This window comes from Saccharopolyspora sp. NPDC002578, assembly GCF_053592695.1.
Genome location: NZ_JBSFWJ010000026.1, coordinates 1 through 16,849, shown reverse-complemented (window position 1 = coordinate 16,849; position 16,849 = coordinate 1). Strand labels below are relative to the sequence as shown.

Annotated in this window: 18 protein-coding genes and 1 tRNA gene; 18 read left to right on the top strand and 1 reads right to left on the bottom strand. The window is 71.4% G+C overall.

Annotated elements, in window-relative coordinates:
- On the bottom strand, positions 1 to 618 hold the full coding sequence (locus ACWD38_RS14740) for a 5-formyltetrahydrofolate cyclo-ligase (protein ID WP_425503511.1): 618 nt from the start codon (positions 616 to 618) through the stop codon (positions 1 to 3).
- Between the two features lie 37 nt (positions 619 to 655).
- Here ACWD38_RS14740 and ACWD38_RS14735 point away from each other — a divergent pair, with 37 nt between their 5' ends.
- The 18 genes from ACWD38_RS14735 to ACWD38_RS14650 all read left to right on the top strand — a co-directional run bounded on the left by ACWD38_RS14735 (position 656) and on the right by ACWD38_RS14650 (position 16,741).
- Positions 656 to 1,555, top strand: a complete 900-nt coding sequence (locus ACWD38_RS14735) for a UTP--glucose-1-phosphate uridylyltransferase (protein WP_184476597.1) — start codon at positions 656 to 658, stop codon at positions 1,553 to 1,555.
- A 42-nt stretch (positions 1,556 to 1,597) separates the two neighbouring features.
- Positions 1,598 to 2,821 (top strand): molybdotransferase-like divisome protein Glp, encoded by a 1,224-nt coding sequence (gene glp, locus ACWD38_RS14730; protein ID WP_450124231.1) that lies wholly within the window; start codon positions 1,598 to 1,600, stop codon positions 2,819 to 2,821.
- A gap of 8 nt (positions 2,822 to 2,829) precedes the next feature.
- Positions 2,830 to 3,492 carry a GNAT family N-acetyltransferase gene (locus ACWD38_RS14725; RefSeq protein ID WP_184484622.1) on the top strand — a complete coding sequence of 221 codons (663 nt, stop codon included), beginning with the start codon at positions 2,830 to 2,832 and terminating at the stop codon, positions 3,490 to 3,492.
- Positions 3,493 to 3,755: 263 nt separating this feature from the next.
- Entirely contained in the window at positions 3,756 to 4,529 is a 774-nt protein-coding gene (sepX, locus tag ACWD38_RS14720; protein ID WP_450124230.1) for a divisome protein SepX/GlpR, read from the top strand.
- Positions 4,530 to 4,605: 76 nt separating this feature from the next.
- Positions 4,606 to 4,678, top strand: a tRNA-Ala gene (locus ACWD38_RS14715).
- A 943-nt stretch (positions 4,679 to 5,621) separates the two neighbouring features.
- Positions 5,622 to 6,383, top strand: a complete 762-nt coding sequence (locus ACWD38_RS14710) for an AfsR/SARP family transcriptional regulator (protein ID WP_184476602.1) — start codon at positions 5,622 to 5,624, stop codon at positions 6,381 to 6,383.
- Between the two features lie 65 nt (positions 6,384 to 6,448).
- Positions 6,449 to 7,249 (top strand): BTAD domain-containing putative transcriptional regulator, encoded by an 801-nt coding sequence (locus tag ACWD38_RS14705; protein WP_184476604.1) that lies wholly within the window; start codon positions 6,449 to 6,451, stop codon positions 7,247 to 7,249.
- 142 nt (positions 7,250 to 7,391) lie between these two features.
- A complete protein-coding gene (locus ACWD38_RS14700) occupies positions 7,392 to 7,655 on the top strand; it encodes an acyl carrier protein (protein ID WP_184476606.1) in 264 nt (87 codons plus the stop codon).
- A gap of 27 nt (positions 7,656 to 7,682) precedes the next feature.
- Positions 7,683 to 8,927, top strand: coding sequence for a beta-ketoacyl synthase N-terminal-like domain-containing protein (locus ACWD38_RS14695; protein ID WP_184476608.1), 1,245 nt, complete (start codon positions 7,683 to 7,685; stop codon positions 8,925 to 8,927).
- On the top strand, positions 8,920 to 9,720 hold the full coding sequence (locus ACWD38_RS14690) for an alpha/beta fold hydrolase (protein WP_450124229.1): 801 nt from the start codon (positions 8,920 to 8,922) through the stop codon (positions 9,718 to 9,720). Before ACWD38_RS14695 ends, ACWD38_RS14690 begins: the two co-directional genes overlap by 8 nt.
- The gene (locus tag ACWD38_RS14685) at positions 9,717 to 10,694 is read left to right on the top strand and encodes a hypothetical protein (protein WP_450124228.1); all 978 of its coding nucleotides are present in this window, start codon (positions 9,717 to 9,719) and stop codon (positions 10,692 to 10,694) included. The genes ACWD38_RS14690 and ACWD38_RS14685 overlap by 4 nt, the downstream gene beginning before the upstream one ends.
- On the top strand, positions 10,691 to 11,815 hold the full coding sequence (locus ACWD38_RS14680) for a beta-ketoacyl synthase N-terminal-like domain-containing protein (RefSeq protein WP_184476612.1): 1,125 nt from the start codon (positions 10,691 to 10,693) through the stop codon (positions 11,813 to 11,815). The genes ACWD38_RS14685 and ACWD38_RS14680 overlap by 4 nt, the downstream gene beginning before the upstream one ends.
- Positions 11,812 to 12,168 (top strand): hypothetical protein, encoded by a 357-nt coding sequence (locus ACWD38_RS14675; RefSeq protein ID WP_450124227.1) that lies wholly within the window; start codon positions 11,812 to 11,814, stop codon positions 12,166 to 12,168. The genes ACWD38_RS14680 and ACWD38_RS14675 overlap by 4 nt, the downstream gene beginning before the upstream one ends.
- Positions 12,165 to 12,653 (top strand): 3-hydroxyacyl-ACP dehydratase, encoded by a 489-nt coding sequence (locus tag ACWD38_RS14670; protein ID WP_184476617.1) that lies wholly within the window; start codon positions 12,165 to 12,167, stop codon positions 12,651 to 12,653. Before ACWD38_RS14675 ends, ACWD38_RS14670 begins: the two co-directional genes overlap by 4 nt.
- 296 nt (positions 12,654 to 12,949) lie before the next feature.
- Positions 12,950 to 13,696 (top strand): 3-oxoacyl-ACP reductase FabG, encoded by a 747-nt coding sequence (fabG, locus tag ACWD38_RS14665; protein WP_184476619.1) that lies wholly within the window; start codon positions 12,950 to 12,952, stop codon positions 13,694 to 13,696.
- Positions 13,693 to 14,391 carry a DsbA family protein gene (locus ACWD38_RS14660; protein WP_184476621.1) on the top strand — a complete coding sequence of 233 codons (699 nt, stop codon included), beginning with the start codon at positions 13,693 to 13,695 and terminating at the stop codon, positions 14,389 to 14,391. Before fabG ends, ACWD38_RS14660 begins: the two co-directional genes overlap by 4 nt.
- A 257-nt stretch (positions 14,392 to 14,648) precedes the next feature.
- Positions 14,649 to 15,629 carry a LysR family transcriptional regulator gene (locus ACWD38_RS14655; protein ID WP_450124226.1) on the top strand — a complete coding sequence of 327 codons (981 nt, stop codon included), beginning with the start codon at positions 14,649 to 14,651 and terminating at the stop codon, positions 15,627 to 15,629.
- 182 nt (positions 15,630 to 15,811) lie between these two features.
- Positions 15,812 to 16,741, top strand: a complete 930-nt coding sequence (locus ACWD38_RS14650) for a 3-oxoacyl-[acyl-carrier-protein] synthase III C-terminal domain-containing protein (RefSeq protein WP_450124225.1) — start codon at positions 15,812 to 15,814, stop codon at positions 16,739 to 16,741.
- Positions 16,742 to 16,849: the final 108 nt, after the last annotated feature.

Genomic DNA, 16,849 nt, shown 5'->3' with positions numbered 1-16,849 from the left:
TCACACCGCGTGCCCGGCGTCCCCGGCGCCGATCGCGACGACGCCATGACCAGGCGTCATCACCGCGTGCATCCGCACGTCGTGCTCCTCGCCGGGCAAGGCCGCCACGAACTCCGCATCGCGCACCACCCCGATCAGCCGAGCCGCCGGGTCCGCCAGCGGCAACGACCGGTCGTAGTGCCCGGCGCCCCGGCCCAGCCGGACACCGCGGTGGTCCACCGCCAGCGCCGGCACCAGGATCGCCTCGGCGGCCCCGATCTCGGACGGCCCCAGCCGCGGCCCGTTCGGCTCCAGCAGGCCGTACCGGGCAGGGTCCAACGAGTCCGCGCCGGTGTACTCGGCCCAGTCCAGCGGCGCGGCACCGACGACGACCGGCAGCAGCACCCGGCACCCGCTACCGCGCAGCGCGTCGAGCATCGCCGCGGAGCCCGGCTCGCCCCGCACCGGCACGTACGCGGCCACCACCCGGGGCGTGCGCTGCTCGGCCCAGCGCAGCACCACCGAACGAAGCGCATCCGCTTCCGCTGATCGTGTGGTTTCGCCGATGCTCCGTCTGCGTTCCTCCAGGGTGCGCCGCCATTCGGACTTGGATTCCCGTAGTTCTCCCAGCGAGGTCACAGCTCCACCATAGGTGCGCCCGATAGGCTCCCGAGCCATGAACACCGCTGCCAGCAACCCCGCGTTCCGCACCGCCATCGTGCCCGCAGCGGGCCTGGGCACCCGGTTCCTGCCGACCACCAAGGCCGTGCCCAAGGAATTGCTGCCCGTCGTCGACACTCCGGGGATCCAACTGGTGGCGACCGAAGCCGCCGAAGCGGGCGCCGAGCGCCTCGTGATCGTGACCTCCCCGGACAAGAAGGCCGTCACCGACTTCTTCCAGCCCGCCCCCGAACTGGAGCGGACGCTGCGCGACCGCGGCAAGGACGCCCTGCTCGACAAGGTCCGCCGCGCCCCCGAGCTGATCAAGGCGGAGACGGCCCTGCAGCACGAGGCCCTCGGCCTCGGCCACGCCGTCAGCTGCGCGGAGGACAACCTGGACGCCGCCGACGACGCCGTCGCGGTGCTGCTGCCCGACGACCTCGTGCTGCCCAACGGAGTGCTGTCCAAGATGGCCGAGACCCGCGCCCGCCACGGCGGCAGCGTGCTCTGCGCCTTCGACGTGCCCCGCGAGCAGGTCTCCTCGTACGGCGTCTTCGACGTCGCCGACACCGACGAGGACGACGTCAAGCAGGTCCGCGGCATGGTGGAGAAACCGGCTCCCGAGGACGCGCCCTCCAGCTTCGCCGCCGCCGGGCGCTACCTGCTCGATCGGGCGGTGTTCGACGCGCTCAAGCGCATCGAACCCGGTGCCGGAGGTGAGCTACAACTCACCGATGCCGTAGCGTTGCTGATCTCGGAGGGGCATCCGGTGCACGTCGTGGTGCACCGAGGGGCGCGACACGACTTGGGAAATCCTGGCGGTTTCCTCAAAGCTGCGGTGGACTTCGCGCTGGACGATCCCGAGTACGGGCCGGATCTGCGGAACTGGCTCGGTGCAAGGCTGAACAGGAGCTGACGCCCAGGCGGCCTCGGCTCCACCCGGAAGAGGTCGAGTGCCATGAGGTCAGTGGACGAGCAACTCGCGCGTGTTCTCACCGCCGCGGTGCGGCCCGCGCCGGTGCGGGTGGCGATCTCCGAAGCGCAGGGACTGCTGTGCGCCGAGGAGATCGTGGCGGGGCAGGCACTTCCCGGTTTCGACCAGGCGGCGGTGGACGGCTACGCGGTGCGCAGCGTCGACGTGCGCGCCGAATCGGACGAGACGTCGGTGCTGCCGGTGGTCGGCGAGATCATTTCCGGCTCCCGGCAGCCCCGGCGGCTGCAACCCGGCCAGGCGGTGCGGGTCACGGCCGGTGCGCCGCTGCCGACGCTGGCCGACGCGGTCGTGCCGCTGGACTACACCGACGAGCACCCGTCGAAGGTCACCGTCCGCCAAGGCGTGCCCTCCGCGGCGTTCGTGCGCCGGGCGGGGGAGGACGTGCAGACCGGTGACCTCGCGGTCCGCCGCGGCTCCGCGATCGGCTCCGCGCAGGTCGGGTTGCTCGCGGCCGTCGGCAGGGACAAGGTGCTGGTGCATCCGCGACCGCGCGTGTCGGTGCTCTCGCTGGGCGACGAGCTGGTCGACGTGGACCGGACGCCCGGCCAGGGGCAGGTCTACGACGTCAACTCCTACGCGCTGGCCGCCGCGGCTCGCGACGCCGGCGCCGAGGTCACCCGCGTCGGCATCGTCAGCACCGACCCGAAGCGGCTGCGCGAAGTCGTCGAGGGACGGTTGCTGCTCTCGGAGATCGTGGTGATCGCCGGTGGCGTCGGCGGCGCGCTCGGCAGCGAGGTCGGCGCGGCGCTGGGCGACCTCGGGGAGCTCGACGACACGCGGGTCGCGATGCAGCCCGGTTCCATGCAGGCCTTCGGCAGGCTCGGCCCGGACGAGGTGCCGACGTTCCTGCTGCCCGGCAACGCCGTGAGCTCGCTGGTCGTCTTCGAAGTCCTGGTGCGGCCGTTGATCCGCTCCGCGCTGGGGCGCGGCAACCCGCACCGCCGCACCGTCTCGGCGAACCTGCTGTCCCCGGTGACCTCGGCTCCCGGGCGCCGCGGGTTCCTCCGCGGGCAGCTGCTGCGCGACCCGGAGACCGACGCCTACTTGGTGCAGCCGCTGGGCACTTCCGGATCGCACCTGCTCGCGTCGCTGGCGGAGGCGAACTGCCTGATCCTGATCGACGAGGACGTCACCGAAGTCGGGACCGGAGAGGACGTCCGGGTCCGGTTCCTGTCCCAGCGCGCGTGACCCGAGCCATGTCCGAGGACGCCGAAGCGCTGTTCCCCTCCCGCCACCCGGGCTGGCCCGCCCGCCCGGGACCGCTGCTGGTGCCCGCGGGCGCCGTCGAACTGCGTCCGCCCCGGTTGCTGGACGCGTCGGCGTGGAGCGGGTTGCGGCTGCACGACCGGACGTACCTGCAGCGCTGGGAACCGACGACGATCGGGGACTGGCGGGACCGCAACGCGCTGCTGGCCTGGCCCGCGCAGTGGAGCGCGCTGCGGGGCCAGGCGCGCCGGGGCCAGGCGCTGCCGTTCGCGATCACGGTCGACGGCCGGTTCGCGGGGCAGCTGACCGTCGGCAACATCGTGCGCGGTGCGCTGCGCTCGGCCTGGGTCGGCTACTGGGTCGCCGAAGGGCGGTCCCGCGGCGGGGTCGCCACGGCCGCCGTCGCCCTGGCCGTGGACCACTGCTTCGGCCCGGCAGGCCTGCACCGGCTGGAAGCCACGGTGCGCCCGGAGAACGCGCCGAGCCTGCGCGTGCTGGAGAAGGCCGGGTTCCGCCGCGAGGGCCTCTTCGAGCGCTACCTCGACGTCGAAGGGGCGTGGCGCGACCACTACGTCTTCGGCCTCACCGCCGAGGACCACCCGTCGGGCGCGACGGCGGCGCTGGTGCGCAGCGGACGGGCCCGATACGCCTGATCTCGGGCCTCCGGGGCACCGAGACCTTCATCACCGAGCCGCGGCGGCCCGTCGCTCGACCGAGTGCATTTTCCCTGCTCCCAGGCGTGCGGATGCCGACACGCCAGGACGTCGCTTCCCGTCCCGCGTTTCGGACGTGCGGTTTTCTGCCTCCGGGACGGAACGAAATCCGGTCGGCGTGGCTCAGAGACAGATGTGACAGAAGTGGCTAGCGTGGCGGTCGCAGCAGTGTGCGGCAGGCAGCCAGGGGGAGGTGGCGAGGCGTGCCCAGTTCTTTGATCTTCGCGGCGCTTGCGGCGGCATGGTTGGTCGTGCTTGTTCCGATGTTCGCCCGTCGCCGGCAGGAAGTGTCCAAGACGACGGATTCGGCGCTGGCGGCGCGAGTGGTGCGCAGGGGCAGTGACCGGTCCGCGACCGGCGTGGGAACGGATAGGGCGCAGGAGGCGTACGGCATGGCCGACACCGACCGGCACGAGGACATCGACCCCGACGAGCTCGAGGACTTCGACGACGCGGACGACGGTCAGGCTCGCCGGGTCCACAGCGACGACGTCCGCGCCGGGCGCCGGTACCGGCCCGGTCGCGGCGGGTTCGACCCCGAGGCCGCCGCCCTCGCCGCTCGGACCAAGTACGCGCGCAGGCAGCGGATCACCATCGCGATGGTGATCACCGCGATCACCACCGCGCTGATCGCGGCGCTCGCCTGGACTCCGATGTGGACGCTGCACGTCCTCGTCGACCTCGCCATCGTCGGCTACCTGACCTACCTGCGCCGCCAGGTGCGCATCGAGCAGGAGATCCGGGAGCGCCGGCTCGCGCGGATGTCCGCGGCCCGTGAGGACGAGGACGACGACGACTTGGAATACGGCGAACCCGCGCTCGACGAGTACGACGAGCAGGACGAGTGGGACGAGCCGCGCGGTCCGGCGCCGCGCAACACCGGCGCCGTCGTCGTCGAGATCGACGACGAGGATCCGATGTTCGACGAACTCGACGAGCGGACCTGGCAGCCCTACCGCCGTGCGGTGGGCGAATAGGTCCCGCACCCCCCAACGGAGGGGGGTGTGCGAGGTGCTGTTGGGGCCCTGCTAAGCTACAACAGCACTAAGGCAAGGGGCTGTAGCGCAGTTGGTAGCGCGTCTCGTTCGCATCGAGAAGGTCAGGGGTTCGATTCCCCTCAGCTCCACTCGGAGGAGTCTGGTTGACGCTGTTGCGTCTTCCCGGCTCCTTTTTGCTTGTACGGGGGCCGAGCCCCCGTAGACCCCCACGGTGCGGTGGCCGGGTGGCGTCGGCTTCTTGCGTGGGGAGCGTTCCCGGTCTGGTCGTCGACCAGCGGTTCCGGGTTCGAGTCAGGTCCCGCAGTCTCCACTCCGAGAGTGGGAACGCGCTGCTTGCGCGGGGCGTTTTGCTTTACCTCGCCGTCTTGATTTCGGGGGGAGCGACTCCCCCGAGCCCCCTACGGTGCGGTGGTCGGCTTCGGTGGCTTCTGCCGGTGGGGAGGGTTCCCGGCCTGGTTGTTGACCAGCGGTTCCGGGTTCGAGTCAGGTCCCGCAGTCTCCACTCGGAGGAGTCCGGTCGACGCTGTTGCGTCTTCCGGGCTCCTTTTTGCTTGTACGGGGGCCGAGCCCCCGTAGGCCCCCACGGTGCGGTGGCCGGGTGGCATCGGCTTCTTGCGTGGGGAGCGTTCCTGGTCTGGTCACGGACCAGCGGTGCGGGGGGTTGGTGAGCGCTCTCCGCTCTCCGCTTTTGTGGATGGGTCGGCGTTCTTCGGAGCGTCGGTCCTTTTTGTTGGTGGGGCGCTTCGGGGGCGTTGTTCATGGTCGGGCGCCCAGGTGGGGCGTGGTTCTTGTGGGCCGTCGTTCGGGGTGTGGGCTGGTCTGGGGCTCTTGGGTGTCCGGACCGGATGTCAAGAAGTCGCCAACGTTCGGTGGCCGCGCGGACGGCTACCTGCGGATATATCTCCGCCGGGGGGTGGTGCGGGGCATGAGGTATTTCCAGGAATTCGGGCGGCTCCGGCAGTATCCGGATCGGCTATCTGTACTGTGAACTGTTGTCTGCACGGGGTTCCCGGCCACTTGAAATCTGGGGAGTGCCGAGGGATTCGCGTGCATGCGCTGGGGGATAGGTGCATGGAGATCCGTTTGCTCGGTTCGGTGGCATTGAGTTCGGGAAGTGACGACTCGCTCTTCGGCGTTCCGTCGGGGAAAGTTCGCACGGTGTTGGCCGTGCTCGCGTTGTCACCGGCGAAGTCAATTGCTTCCGAACAATTCGTGGATGAACTCTGGTTGGACAAACCCATCGGCAATGCGCGCAACGCGCTGCAGGCCAACATCGTGCGGCTGCGCAAGTTCCTGGAGCGGCGCACCGGGCGGGCCGGCGATGAGTTGGTGCGCACCGTCCAGGGCGGCTACCGCCTGGACGTGGACCCGCAGACCGTCGACGCCGAGCGGTTCGTGGCGCTGGCCGAGCGGGGCGGCGAGCTCGTCGACTCGCACCCGGAGCAGGCCGTCGTGCTGCTGGAGCGCGCGCTGCGGTTGTGGCGCGGGCCCGCGCTGCTCGACACCGACACGCTGCGCTGCCGGCTGGAGGCGGTGCGGCTCGACGAACGCAGGCTCACCGCCCAGGAAGACCTGATCACCGCCAAGCTGGCCATCGGCCAGGAGCGCGCCGTGGTCTCCGAGCTGCGCAGGCTCACCGCCGAGTACCCGGAGCGGGAGCGGTTCAGCGGGCAGCTGATGGTCGCGCTCTACCGCAACGGCAGGCAGACCGAGGCGGTCAACGTCTTCCACCGGACCCGGCAGCGACTGGTGCGCGACTTGGGGCTGGAACCCGGTCGCGAACTGCGCAAGCTCTATGAATCGATCTTGATTCAAGATCAGGTGCTCGGCTGAGCGCCAGGTCCCGGGAGGACCAGGCGCGCACGCAGGCATCGGACGATTCGTGAATGGGGTGACACGTGGAGTACCGGATTCTGGGCCCCGTGGAGGTGCTGCGGGACGACGGCGAACGGGTCGTGCTGGACGGGACGAAGCAGCGGACGGTGCTGGCCGCGCTGCTGCTGTCCGGGCCGAACCTGCTCTCGGACGCGCGGCTCAGCGAGTTCCTGTGGGGTACCCGCCCGCCCGCGACCAGCACCGCGCAGATCTACACCTACGTGTCCCGGCTGCGGAAGCTGCTGGGGCGCGAGGTGACCATCGGGCGCCGCTCGCCCGGATACGTGCTGGACATCGGGGACGGCAGGCTCGACCTCGCGGAGTTCGAGCAGCACGTGCGGCTGGGGCAGGACGCGCTGGGGGCGGCCCGCTGCGAGGAGGCGGTGCGGCACCTGCGGCGCGCGCTGAACCTGTGGCGCGGCCCGGCGCTGGTCGACGTCGCGGAGTCGCTGGCCGCGGAGGAGGACGGCCGGTTGCAGGAGCTGCGGCTGGTCGCGCTCGAAGGCCTCGTGGAGGGCGAACTGGTGCTGGGCGGGCACGCGCGGCTCACCGCGGAGCTGTTCGGGCTGGTGCGCCTGCACCCGCTGCGCGAGCGGTTCCGCGCGCAGCTGATGATCGCGCTGCACCGCTGCGACCGGCAGGCCGAGGCGCTGGCCCTCTACGACGAGGGGCGGCGGCTGCTGGCCGCGGAGTTGGGCGTGGACCCGGGGGTGCGGTTGCGCCGGGCGCACCACGCGGTGCTGACGGCCGACGCGGCCGACCCGGTCTCGCTGGAACCGCCGCGGGAATCGGCCCGGGTCGGTGCCGCCACGCTGCGAATATAGAAATCCCATATCCCCGAGTCGCAGTGTGGGACTCGGTAGAACGGTCCGGGTGCGCTGGGGGCGCCCCACGTCGCTGGCGCGATTTCGCGTCCCCCGAGTTCTCCGGTTTGCATTTCGCTATTCCACGAGAATGGGAGTTGGCATGACCACCACGAATGCGCGGGTCGACGAGGCCGGTCGCGGGAAAATCAAGGAAATCGTCTGCGACATTCTTGAGATCGAGCCCGCGGACATGACCGACACCAGCCTGTTCAAGGACGATCACGGGGCCGATTCGATGGGCGCCATCGAGATCCTCTCGGCGCTGGAGAGCACCTTCGACGTCACGATCGAGCAGTCCGAGCTCACCCGCATGGTCAACCTGGACAACGTGGTGGCGGTCGTCAACGAAGCGCCGGCCAACTGAGCCGTCCACCGGGGAACGGGGCGAGCAGTGAGCGAGCAGCAGCAGACCCACCGCCGGGTCGTGATCACCGGTCTGGGCGTGGTGACCTGCCTGGGGGTGGGCGTCGAGGAGTTCCGCGACGGACTGCGGTCCGGGCGCAGCGGGGTGACCCCGCTCGTCAGCTTCGACACCACCGGGTTCGCGCACGCGAACAGTTGTGAGATCACCGAGTTCGCTCCGGAGCAGTACATGCACCGGGTCGATCCGGAGGAGCTGGGACGGGCCAGCCAGTTCTCGGTGGCCGCCGCGCGGATGGCCGCCGAGGACGCGGGGATGCCGCTGGACGTGCTGCGGCGGCAGCGGGCGCTGGTCTCGGTCGGCACCACCGACGCCGAGTCCCGAGACCTCGACGGCCTGGTCGCCGACCAGCTCGCGGACGGGCCGCAGCAGTGGGACCCGGTGCGGGCGCGGCGGGCCACCGCCGGGCGGTTGTCCACCAGCATCGTCCGCGAGCTGGAGCTGACCGATGTCGAAGCCGTCACCATCCCCACCGCCTGCGCGGCGGGCAACTACGCGATCGGCTACGGCTTCGACGCGATCCGCGAGGGCGACGTGGAAGTGGCGTTGTGCGGCGGGGCGGACGCGGTGTGCCGCAAGACCTTCACGGGCTTCTACCGGCTCGGCACCATCGCGCCCGAGGTGTGCCAGCCGTTCGACCTGGACCGCAAGGGGATCCTCACGGGTGAGGGCGCGGGGATCTTGCTGATGGAGAGCCTGGAGTCGGCGCAGGCGCGCGGCGCGCGGATCTACGCCGAGGTGCTGGGCTACGGCCTCAACTGCGACGCGCACCATCCGGTCGCCCCGGACCAGGGCAGCATCGCGCGGTGCGTGGAGCTGGCGCACCGCAACGCCGGTGTGACGCCGGACGAGGTGGACTTCATCTCCGCGCACGGCACCGGGACGAAGGCCAACGACGTCACCGAGGCGGGCGCGATCCGCCAGGTGTTCGGCACGCCGCCGCCGACGGTGTCGATCAAGTCGATGATCGGGCACACCATGGGCGCGGCGAGCGCGCTGGCGTCGGCGGCGTGCGCGCTGGCGCTCACCGAGGGCTTCATCCCGCCGACGATCAACCACCGGGAGACCGACCCGGACTGCGGCGTGGACTGCGTGCCGAACGAGGCGCGGCCCGCGCGGCTGTCGGTGGTGCAGAACAACGCGCTGGCCTTCGCGGGCAACAACGCGGTGCTGCTGCTGGGCAGGCACGACCGGAAGGTCACCGCCGATGCGTGACGGGGGTGCGCCGCGGCTGCGCCGCCCCGCGGCGGAACCGGGCGCGCCGCGGGCGATCCTGCTGCACGGGCTGGCGGGCCGGGCGGACGTGTGGCGGCCGTTCCTGGACCGCGCGCCCGGGGGCTGGGAGTGGTGGGACGTCGAGCTGCCCTGGGCGGGCATGTCCGACCCCACCTGGGCGCACCGGGGCGATCCGGTGGAGCTGCTCGCGGCGGTGCTGGACGGGCGGCACTTCGACCTGGTCGTCGCGCACTCCTTCGCGGCGAACCTGGTCACCGAGGCCGGTTCCCGCGGGTGGTTCCGGGAACTGCCCGCGGTGCTGGTGAGCCCGTTCTACCGGTCCCGCGCCGACGAGTTCGACTGGTCCTCGATCAGCTACTACCTCAACGAGTTCCACCGCACGTTCCTGGAAGCGATGACCCTCGGCGAGGCCGCGCGGTTCCCGGCGAACTACCGGACCTGGATGGCGCACCGGTTGCGCGACTGGGTCGGGCCTTACGGCTGGATGCGCTTCTTCGACGTCTACCTGCGGAGTCCGCTGGTGGACCTGTCCAGGACCACCGCCGCGCGGCTGGTGGTGGTGGGCGAGCAGGACGTCGCGGCGCGCCCGGAGGACGGGCGGGCGCTCGCCGCGGCGCTGCCGGACGGGCGGCTCGCGCGGCTCGCCGACTGCGGCCACTTCCCGATGGCGCAGGACGCCGACGGGTTCTCCCGCGCCGTCGCGGACTTCCTGACCACGCTGCCGAGCGAACGCCGGCGGCGCGAACCCGAACCGAGCATGGAGTTGATGTGAACGCCAACAGCAATGCCGTCGTGACCATCGAGCGCGGCACCGCACCGGAAGCCACCCGGACCGAGCTGCGCCCCCGCTACGAGGGCTCGAACATCTGCACCTGGATCGGTTTCAAGCACGTCAACTTCATGGTCGAGGAGGCCGTGCTGGACCACCTGCGCCAGCGCGGGTTCCCGGCGGGCGCGCTCTACGAGCGGTACGGGCTGTGCACCGACATCTCCACGATCGACACCAAGATCCTCACCGCGTTCCACATCGACGACCTGGCCGTCGCCGAGGTCCGCCCGGTCGCCGGGCCCGGTTCGGGGATGTCCTTCGAGGTGGAGCTGACGGTGCGGCGGGCGGAGCAGGTCAAGGCGGTGACCGCGAAGGTGACCGTCTCGTTCCGCGCCGACGACCGCGGCCTGCCGGCGGAGCCGGTTCCCGCGGAGCTCGCCGAGCACGTCGTCGCCGAGCTGGGGCGTCCCGCCGAGGCCGTCGAGGTCGGCGACCGGGACCCGATCGAGCTGCTCACCGAGGGCGCGAACGCCTTCGGCTGGGCGTGGCGGATGCCGTACTTCTACTGCCACTTCACCGAGCGGGTGCAGATGTCCGGCTACCTGCGGCAGATGGAGGAGGTCGTCGACCTGTTCCTCGCGGACCGCGGGGTGTCCATCAAGAAGTTGCTGGACGAGCAGGACTGGATTCCGGTCGTGCCGCACTCCCGGATCGAACTGCTCGGGGAGGCGCGGATGGAGGAGGAGCTCTACACGATCTTCACCGTGGAGCGGGTGTTCAAGCGCCTCACCTACACCGCGCGGATGGACTGCTACGTGCTGCGGGACGGCGTGCTGGTGCCGACCGCGACCGGGCGGATCACGCACGGCTACGCGGTGATCGACAACCGCCGGGACTGGTCGCTGGTGGACTTCGACGACCAGATGCTCGCGGCCCTGGGCGGCGGCAGCGGCTCGGCGGCGGGGCGCGGGCGATGATCGCGATCGCCGCGGACGACCACCGCGCCGGGGGCGGTGAGCTGGTGCTCTCGGCCTGGTCGGCGGTGTCCCCGTTCGGCGTCGGGCGCGCGGCGTTCGCGGCGGGCATCGCCGGTGGTCGCGGCTGCGTCGCGGAGCTGGACGAGTCGGCGGGGCCGTTCCGCCGGGGCGGGGTGATCCCGGACTTCGTCGCCGCGGAACAGCTGGGGCGCAAGGGAACCCGTTCGATGGACCGGGTCACCGCGATCTCGGTGAAGACGGTCGGGGCGCTGCTGGAGGAGTGCGGCCCGGAGCTCACCGCGGAGTCCGACCGGCTGGCGCTGACCTGGGGGACCGGGTCGGGCAGCGCGCAGAGCATCATGGACTTCACCAGGGATTCGCTGACCGGCGCGAAACCGTTCCACGTGGACCCGGCGAAGTTCCCGAACACCGTGATGAACCGGGCCGCCGGGCAGAGCGCGATCTGGCACTCCATCAAGGGCCCGAACACGACGATCGCCGGTGGCGCGCTGACCGGGTCGCTGGCGCTGCGCAACGGCGTGCGGCTGGTGCGCGGCGGGCACTGCGACCGGGTGGTGTTCGGCGCCTCCGAGGAGCACACGCCGCAGCGCTCCTGGCTGGAGTGGCGGGCAGTGGACGGCCGGGCCGAGGACGGCTGGGCGCTGGGGGAGGGCGGTGCGGCCTTCCTGCTGGAGCCCGCCGCGGACGCCGCCGCAGCGGGCCGGGCGCCGTTGGCGCGAGTGCTCGGCAGCCGGTTCCGGGCGTTCGGCGAGCCGGGCCGGGCGGACCGGGCGCTGGCCGAGTGCGTGTCGGCGAACTTCGCCGAGACCGGTGCGTCGGCCGGTGCGGTGCGGGTGGTGGCTCCGCTGGACGACTCGGGCGAGTGGGGCGAGCGGGAGCGCGCGGTGCTCGACGAGCTGGTGCCGGACGCCGAGCGGATGCGGCCGCGAGCGCTCATCGGGGACACCTCGGCCGCGGCCGGGGCGATGCAACTGGCCGCCGTGCTGGCCTGGGCGCAGGCGCGCGGAACCGAGCCGGGCGACCTGGCGTTGATCACCGGGATCGAGCGGGACGGCACCGCGGGGTCCGTGCTGCTGGCGCTCGGCGGGGACGGCTCGTGATCCGCGTCGAGGTGCGGGCGGTGACCTGGTCCGAGCACGCCGTGTCCGGGACGGTGCGGGTGGATCCGGCGGAGCCGGTGTTCACCGGGCACTACCCGGGTTTCCCGCTGCTGCCCGGTTTGGCGTTGCTGGACGTGGTGCAGGCCGTCGTGCGCAGGTGCCCCGGCCGGGAGTGCGCGCGGCTGGAGGGCGTGGAGCGGGTGCGCTTCTTCCACGAGGTCCGGCCGGGCGACGAGCTCGCGGTCGACGTGGAGTTCGGCGCGGACGGCGGCTGCGCCGTCGCGATCGGTTCCGGGCGGGGGAGGGTCGCGCAGCTGCGCTGCGGGCTGCGGGTGCCGGCGGTGGCCGCGTGACCGGGCAGGCGCGGATCCGCGCGACGATCCCGCACCGGCATCCGATCCTCCTGGTGGACCGGGTCGTGTCGGTCGAGCCGGGGGCGCGGATCCGCACCCGGAAGGCGATCAGCGGGACCGAGCACTGCTACGCGGGCCTGCCGGACGACGCGCCGGAGGAGGAGTACGCCTACCCGCTGAGCCGGTTGCTGGAGTCCTGGGCCCAGTCCGCGGTGCTGCTGGCGAGTTGGGAACGGCCGAACGCGGACGTGCTCACCGGGCAGGTGGAGCTGCTGACCGGCTTGCGCGGCGTCGAACTGGTGGAACCGGTGTACCCGGGTGACGTGGTGGAGCACGTGGTGATCGCGGTGCGGGAACTTCCCGACGCGGCGATCTTCCGCGGCGAGTGCGCGGTCGACGGCCGAATCGCCGTCCGCGTCGGCCAGCTCACCGTGGCACGACGCGATGCGGACTTCCTGCGTCCGGGCGGAACAGGCGCTCGATGAACGATTCCGGGGAAGCAGCGTTCCCTCGCTGCGCCCTGTCAGCGGCGGAGCCGTCGTGCACTGGCCGGGCGGAGCCACGGCTGCCTGGCGGCCGAAGGCCGTGCCTGCATGTGCGAAGCACATAGCCCACGTCACCAAGGTGACCACCGGCGGGTTCTCAGGTGTCTTCTCGCGAGGACGGCTTTTTTTCCCAAGTGGCGGAGCCACTCGGGAGAAAGATCCCGCAGCGAGAAGACGCCTGAGGTTCCGCTACCTGCCCACTACGCAGATCAAGTCCAGGGAGGAAAAGGAATCCGATGTCCGAAAGTACAAGGCCCGTGGCGTTGGTGACCGGTGGCTCGCGGGGGATCGGGCGGCACGTGGTGACCCGGCTCGCCGCCGCCGGTCACGACGTGGCGCTGTGCTACCAATCCGATGCGGACGCCGCGGCGGAAGTGGCGGAGTTGGCCGCGGAGTCCGGTGCCGCGGTGCTGGTCCGGCAGGTCGACGTGGCGGAGCGCGCCGAAGTGGACCGGTTCGTCAAGGACACCGAGAAGGAGCTCGGCCCCGTGGAGTCCGCGGTTGCCTGCGCCGGGATCGTCAAGGACAACCCGATGGCGCTGCTCAAGGACGAGGACTGGTCCCGGGTGCTGCGGGTGAACCTGGACGGCACCTACAACCTGTGCAAGTCGGTGCTCTTCCCGATGATCAAGCGCAAGCGCGGTTCCGTGGTGACGTTGTCCTCGGTCGCCGGGGTGCACGGCAATGCGACGCAGGCGAACTACTCGGCGTCCAAGGCCGGGATCATCGGGCTCACCAAGGCGCTGGCGAAGGAGGTCGGCCGGTACGGGATCCGGGTGAACGCGGTGGCGCCCGGGTTCATCGAGACCGACATGCTCTCCGGGCTCTCCGAGCAGGCGCTCGCGGCGTCGACCGCGGCGGTTCCGCTGGGGAGGCTGGGGCGCCCCGAGGAGGTCGCGGACCTGGTGGAGTTCCTGGTCTCGGACCGCGCGTCGTACCTGACCTGCCAGGTGCTGCAGCTCGACGGCGGGCTGGTCCTGTGAGCACCGCGCGCGGGCCCCGGTTCTACTTCTCGCTGCGCAGCCCGTACTCCTGGCTGGCCTACCGGGAGATCCGGGAGCGGCACCCGGGCCTGGTGGACCGGCTGGACTGGATCCCGTTCTGGGAGCCCGACGAGCGCTCCACCGAGCTGCTGGCCCAACGCGGCGGCCGCTTCCCGTACGCGGCGATGTCCCGGGCCAAGCACCTCTACGTGCTGCAGGACGTGGCGCGGCTGGCGAAGGCGCGGGGGCTGCGGGTGTCCTGGCCGGTGGACCGGGACCCGGTGTGGGAGGTGGCGCACCTGCCGTACTTCCTGGCGCTGCGCGCCGGGCGCGGGCACGACTACATCTCCCTGGTGTACCGGGCGCGCTGGGAAGAGGGGCGCGACGTCAGTGATCCGGCTGTGATCGCCGAGATCGGTGCCGAGCTCGGCCTGGACCCCGCGCGGGTCGCCGGGGCCGTCGACGACGAGGAGCTGCGCGCGGAAGGCGTCGGCAGCTTGCTGCGGGTCTGCCGCGAAGGCGTGTTCGGGGTGCCGTTCTTCATCGCCGGGCGCGAGAAGTTCTGGGGCTTGGACCGGCTGGAGCCGTTCCTCGCGGCACTGCCCGACGGTGCCGGGACCGCCGCGATTCCCGGCGTCGGGCCGGAATCCGGCTGGGGCTCGGTCGACGGCGGACATGCGGGGGGCTGCGGCTGACGAGACCTTTCTAGAGGTTTTCCGGATCTCATGGGAATACTTCGGCGCTGGATCGGCCGTTCCGCGAGGTATGATCTTCCCCGAGCAACATGTTCTGGGGGTTCATGGTGTTCCTGCGGAGCGTGCCGCCCTTCCGGCGGGCGTTCCGAACGTCCCTGCGCTCGTGACGGACAGGTCACGGGCGTCGTCGGCGGGCACACCACCGGAACTCGCAGACCTCCGCCGTTGAGGCTCGGAAAATGCGAGGTCGTCCGAAGATGCAGATCGAGGTACGCCATGCACGCGTGGTCGCGGCACTAGCGAACGAGGGCAGCATCTCGCGGGCCGCGCAGCGGCTCACGCTCCCGCAGCCGAGCCTGACCATGCAGCTGCGACGCATCGAATCGGCGCTGGGCGGGCCGCTGTTCGTGCGCTCCAACTCCGGCATCAGCCCCACGGTGCTGGGGGAGCGGATCATCCCGCTCATGGTGGAGCTGGCCGCGCGGGCCGACCAGATCGCCTCCGAGTCCAGTTCGGTGTCCGCCGGCGTGATCCGGGTGGCCACCGCGGAGTGGACACCCGTCGGGCTGCGCTCCGAACTGGCCGAGCGGCTGCCGGACGTCGAACTGCAGACCGTCACCCTGGAAGCGGCGCTGTGCGTCCAAGCCGTCAGCGACGACGCGCACACCGCGTGCGTGGTGCCCTGCGAGGAAGCCGAGGACCCGGTGCGCGGCGCCACCGCCGACCTGGTCTCCGAAGTGATCTTCCGGGAACCGATGTGGCTGGCGGTGCCCGCCGGGCACCCGCTGGCCGAGGCCGAACTGGCGGACCGGGCGCGGCTCCACTCGCTGACCTGGGTGCGCCACCGGCACGGGCACTGGTTCCACGTCCTGGAGCAGAAGTTCTTCGGCAAGCTGGAACTGGTGGCGCCTGAAGTGGTGCACCACGCCGCCGGCCAAGCGGAAGTGATGTCGTGGGTGACCGGCGCCGGTGCGGCCGCGCTGGTGAGCCCCACCGGCCCGCTGACGTCCGGGGTCGCGCTGGTGCCGCCGGAGGACGCCGTCTGGCGCAAGGTGCTGCTGGTCTCCCGGCGCGGAGCGGTGTCCCCGGACCGGTTGCGCGGCATCGCCGACGCGGTGCGGGAGAACTACTGCGTGCTCGCCCGCCGCGTGCCCGCCTACTGGACCTGGCTCCGCTGCCACCGCGGCGAAGTCCGCGAGCTCGAAGACCACTTGGACGCCGTCGCCTCCACCGGCTGAGCACCCCTCCCGCGTCGAACGAACGGCGCCGGTCTGCGCGCGCACCTCCGTCAGCGCCACGTCAGCTTCCCGTCAGCGACGGCTTGGACGCTGGACGTCGATCCGTCCGCTCGTGTTCGCGCGGCGCTCGACGAGGAGGAACCCATGAACTCCAGCAAGTGCGCTCCGGCGGCGGTGCGGCGATGACGTCGCTGGTCGAAGTTGCCCGGCACCTGCCGTCGACCGAACCGGTCGCCGCGCTGCAGGAACCCCTGGGGCTCAACGATCTCCAGCTGCGCCGGTTCACCCGGCTCTACGGCCTGGACCAGATCTGCAAGGCACCCGAGGAGTCCGAGACCGAACTGCTGCTCGCCGCCGCCCGCGGGCTGGACTCGTTGCGCGGCAACGAGCACCGCGTCCGCTACGTGGTGCGCGGCAAAGGACTGCGCACCACCGCGCCCTACCCGCACAGCCCGCTGCAACGGGTGCGCGACGAACTGGGGCTGGGCCACGCCCGCGGATTCGGAGTGGCCGACCACGGCTGCGCCACCGGGCTGCTCGCCATCGACGTCTGCGACACGCTGCTGTCCGCCGACGGCGACCCGGAAGCGATGGCGCTCATCCTCACCGGCGAGAAGACCTTCACCCCGTTCACCCAGTGGGTCACCGACGTGTCGATCATGGGCGAGGGCACGGCGGCGGTGCTGGTCCGCGCGGGCGGCGAACGGGACCGGATGCTCGGCTACGCCAGCCGGATCTACGGCCGCGCCGACGGCGTCATCGACATGAACGCCGAAGTCGCCGCGGACGCCCGCAAGATCTACCAGGACGTGCTCGCCGAAGTCGTGCTCGCGGCCGTCACCGAAGCAGGCCTCGAACTCGACGACATCGACCTGCTGCTGCCGCACAACGTGAACCGGGTGTCGTGGACGGTGGCGGCCGACAACCTCGGCATCCCGAAGCGGAAGTTGTTCATGGACAACCTGCCGCGCACCGGGCACTGCTTCTGCGCCGACCCCTTCATCAACTACCGGTCCGTGGTGGACGGCGGCGTGCTGCGACCCGGCGACCGCTACCTGATGACCTCAGTAGGCCTAGGGCAGACGTTCGCAGCGATGGTCTTCGAGCACTGAGCTGGTCGTTCTGCGTAGGGGTCGGGTGGCGGAACCTCAGTCGTCTTCTCGCTGCGGGATCTTTTTCCCGAGTGGCTCCGCCACGAGGGAAAAAGCTGCCCGCTCGCC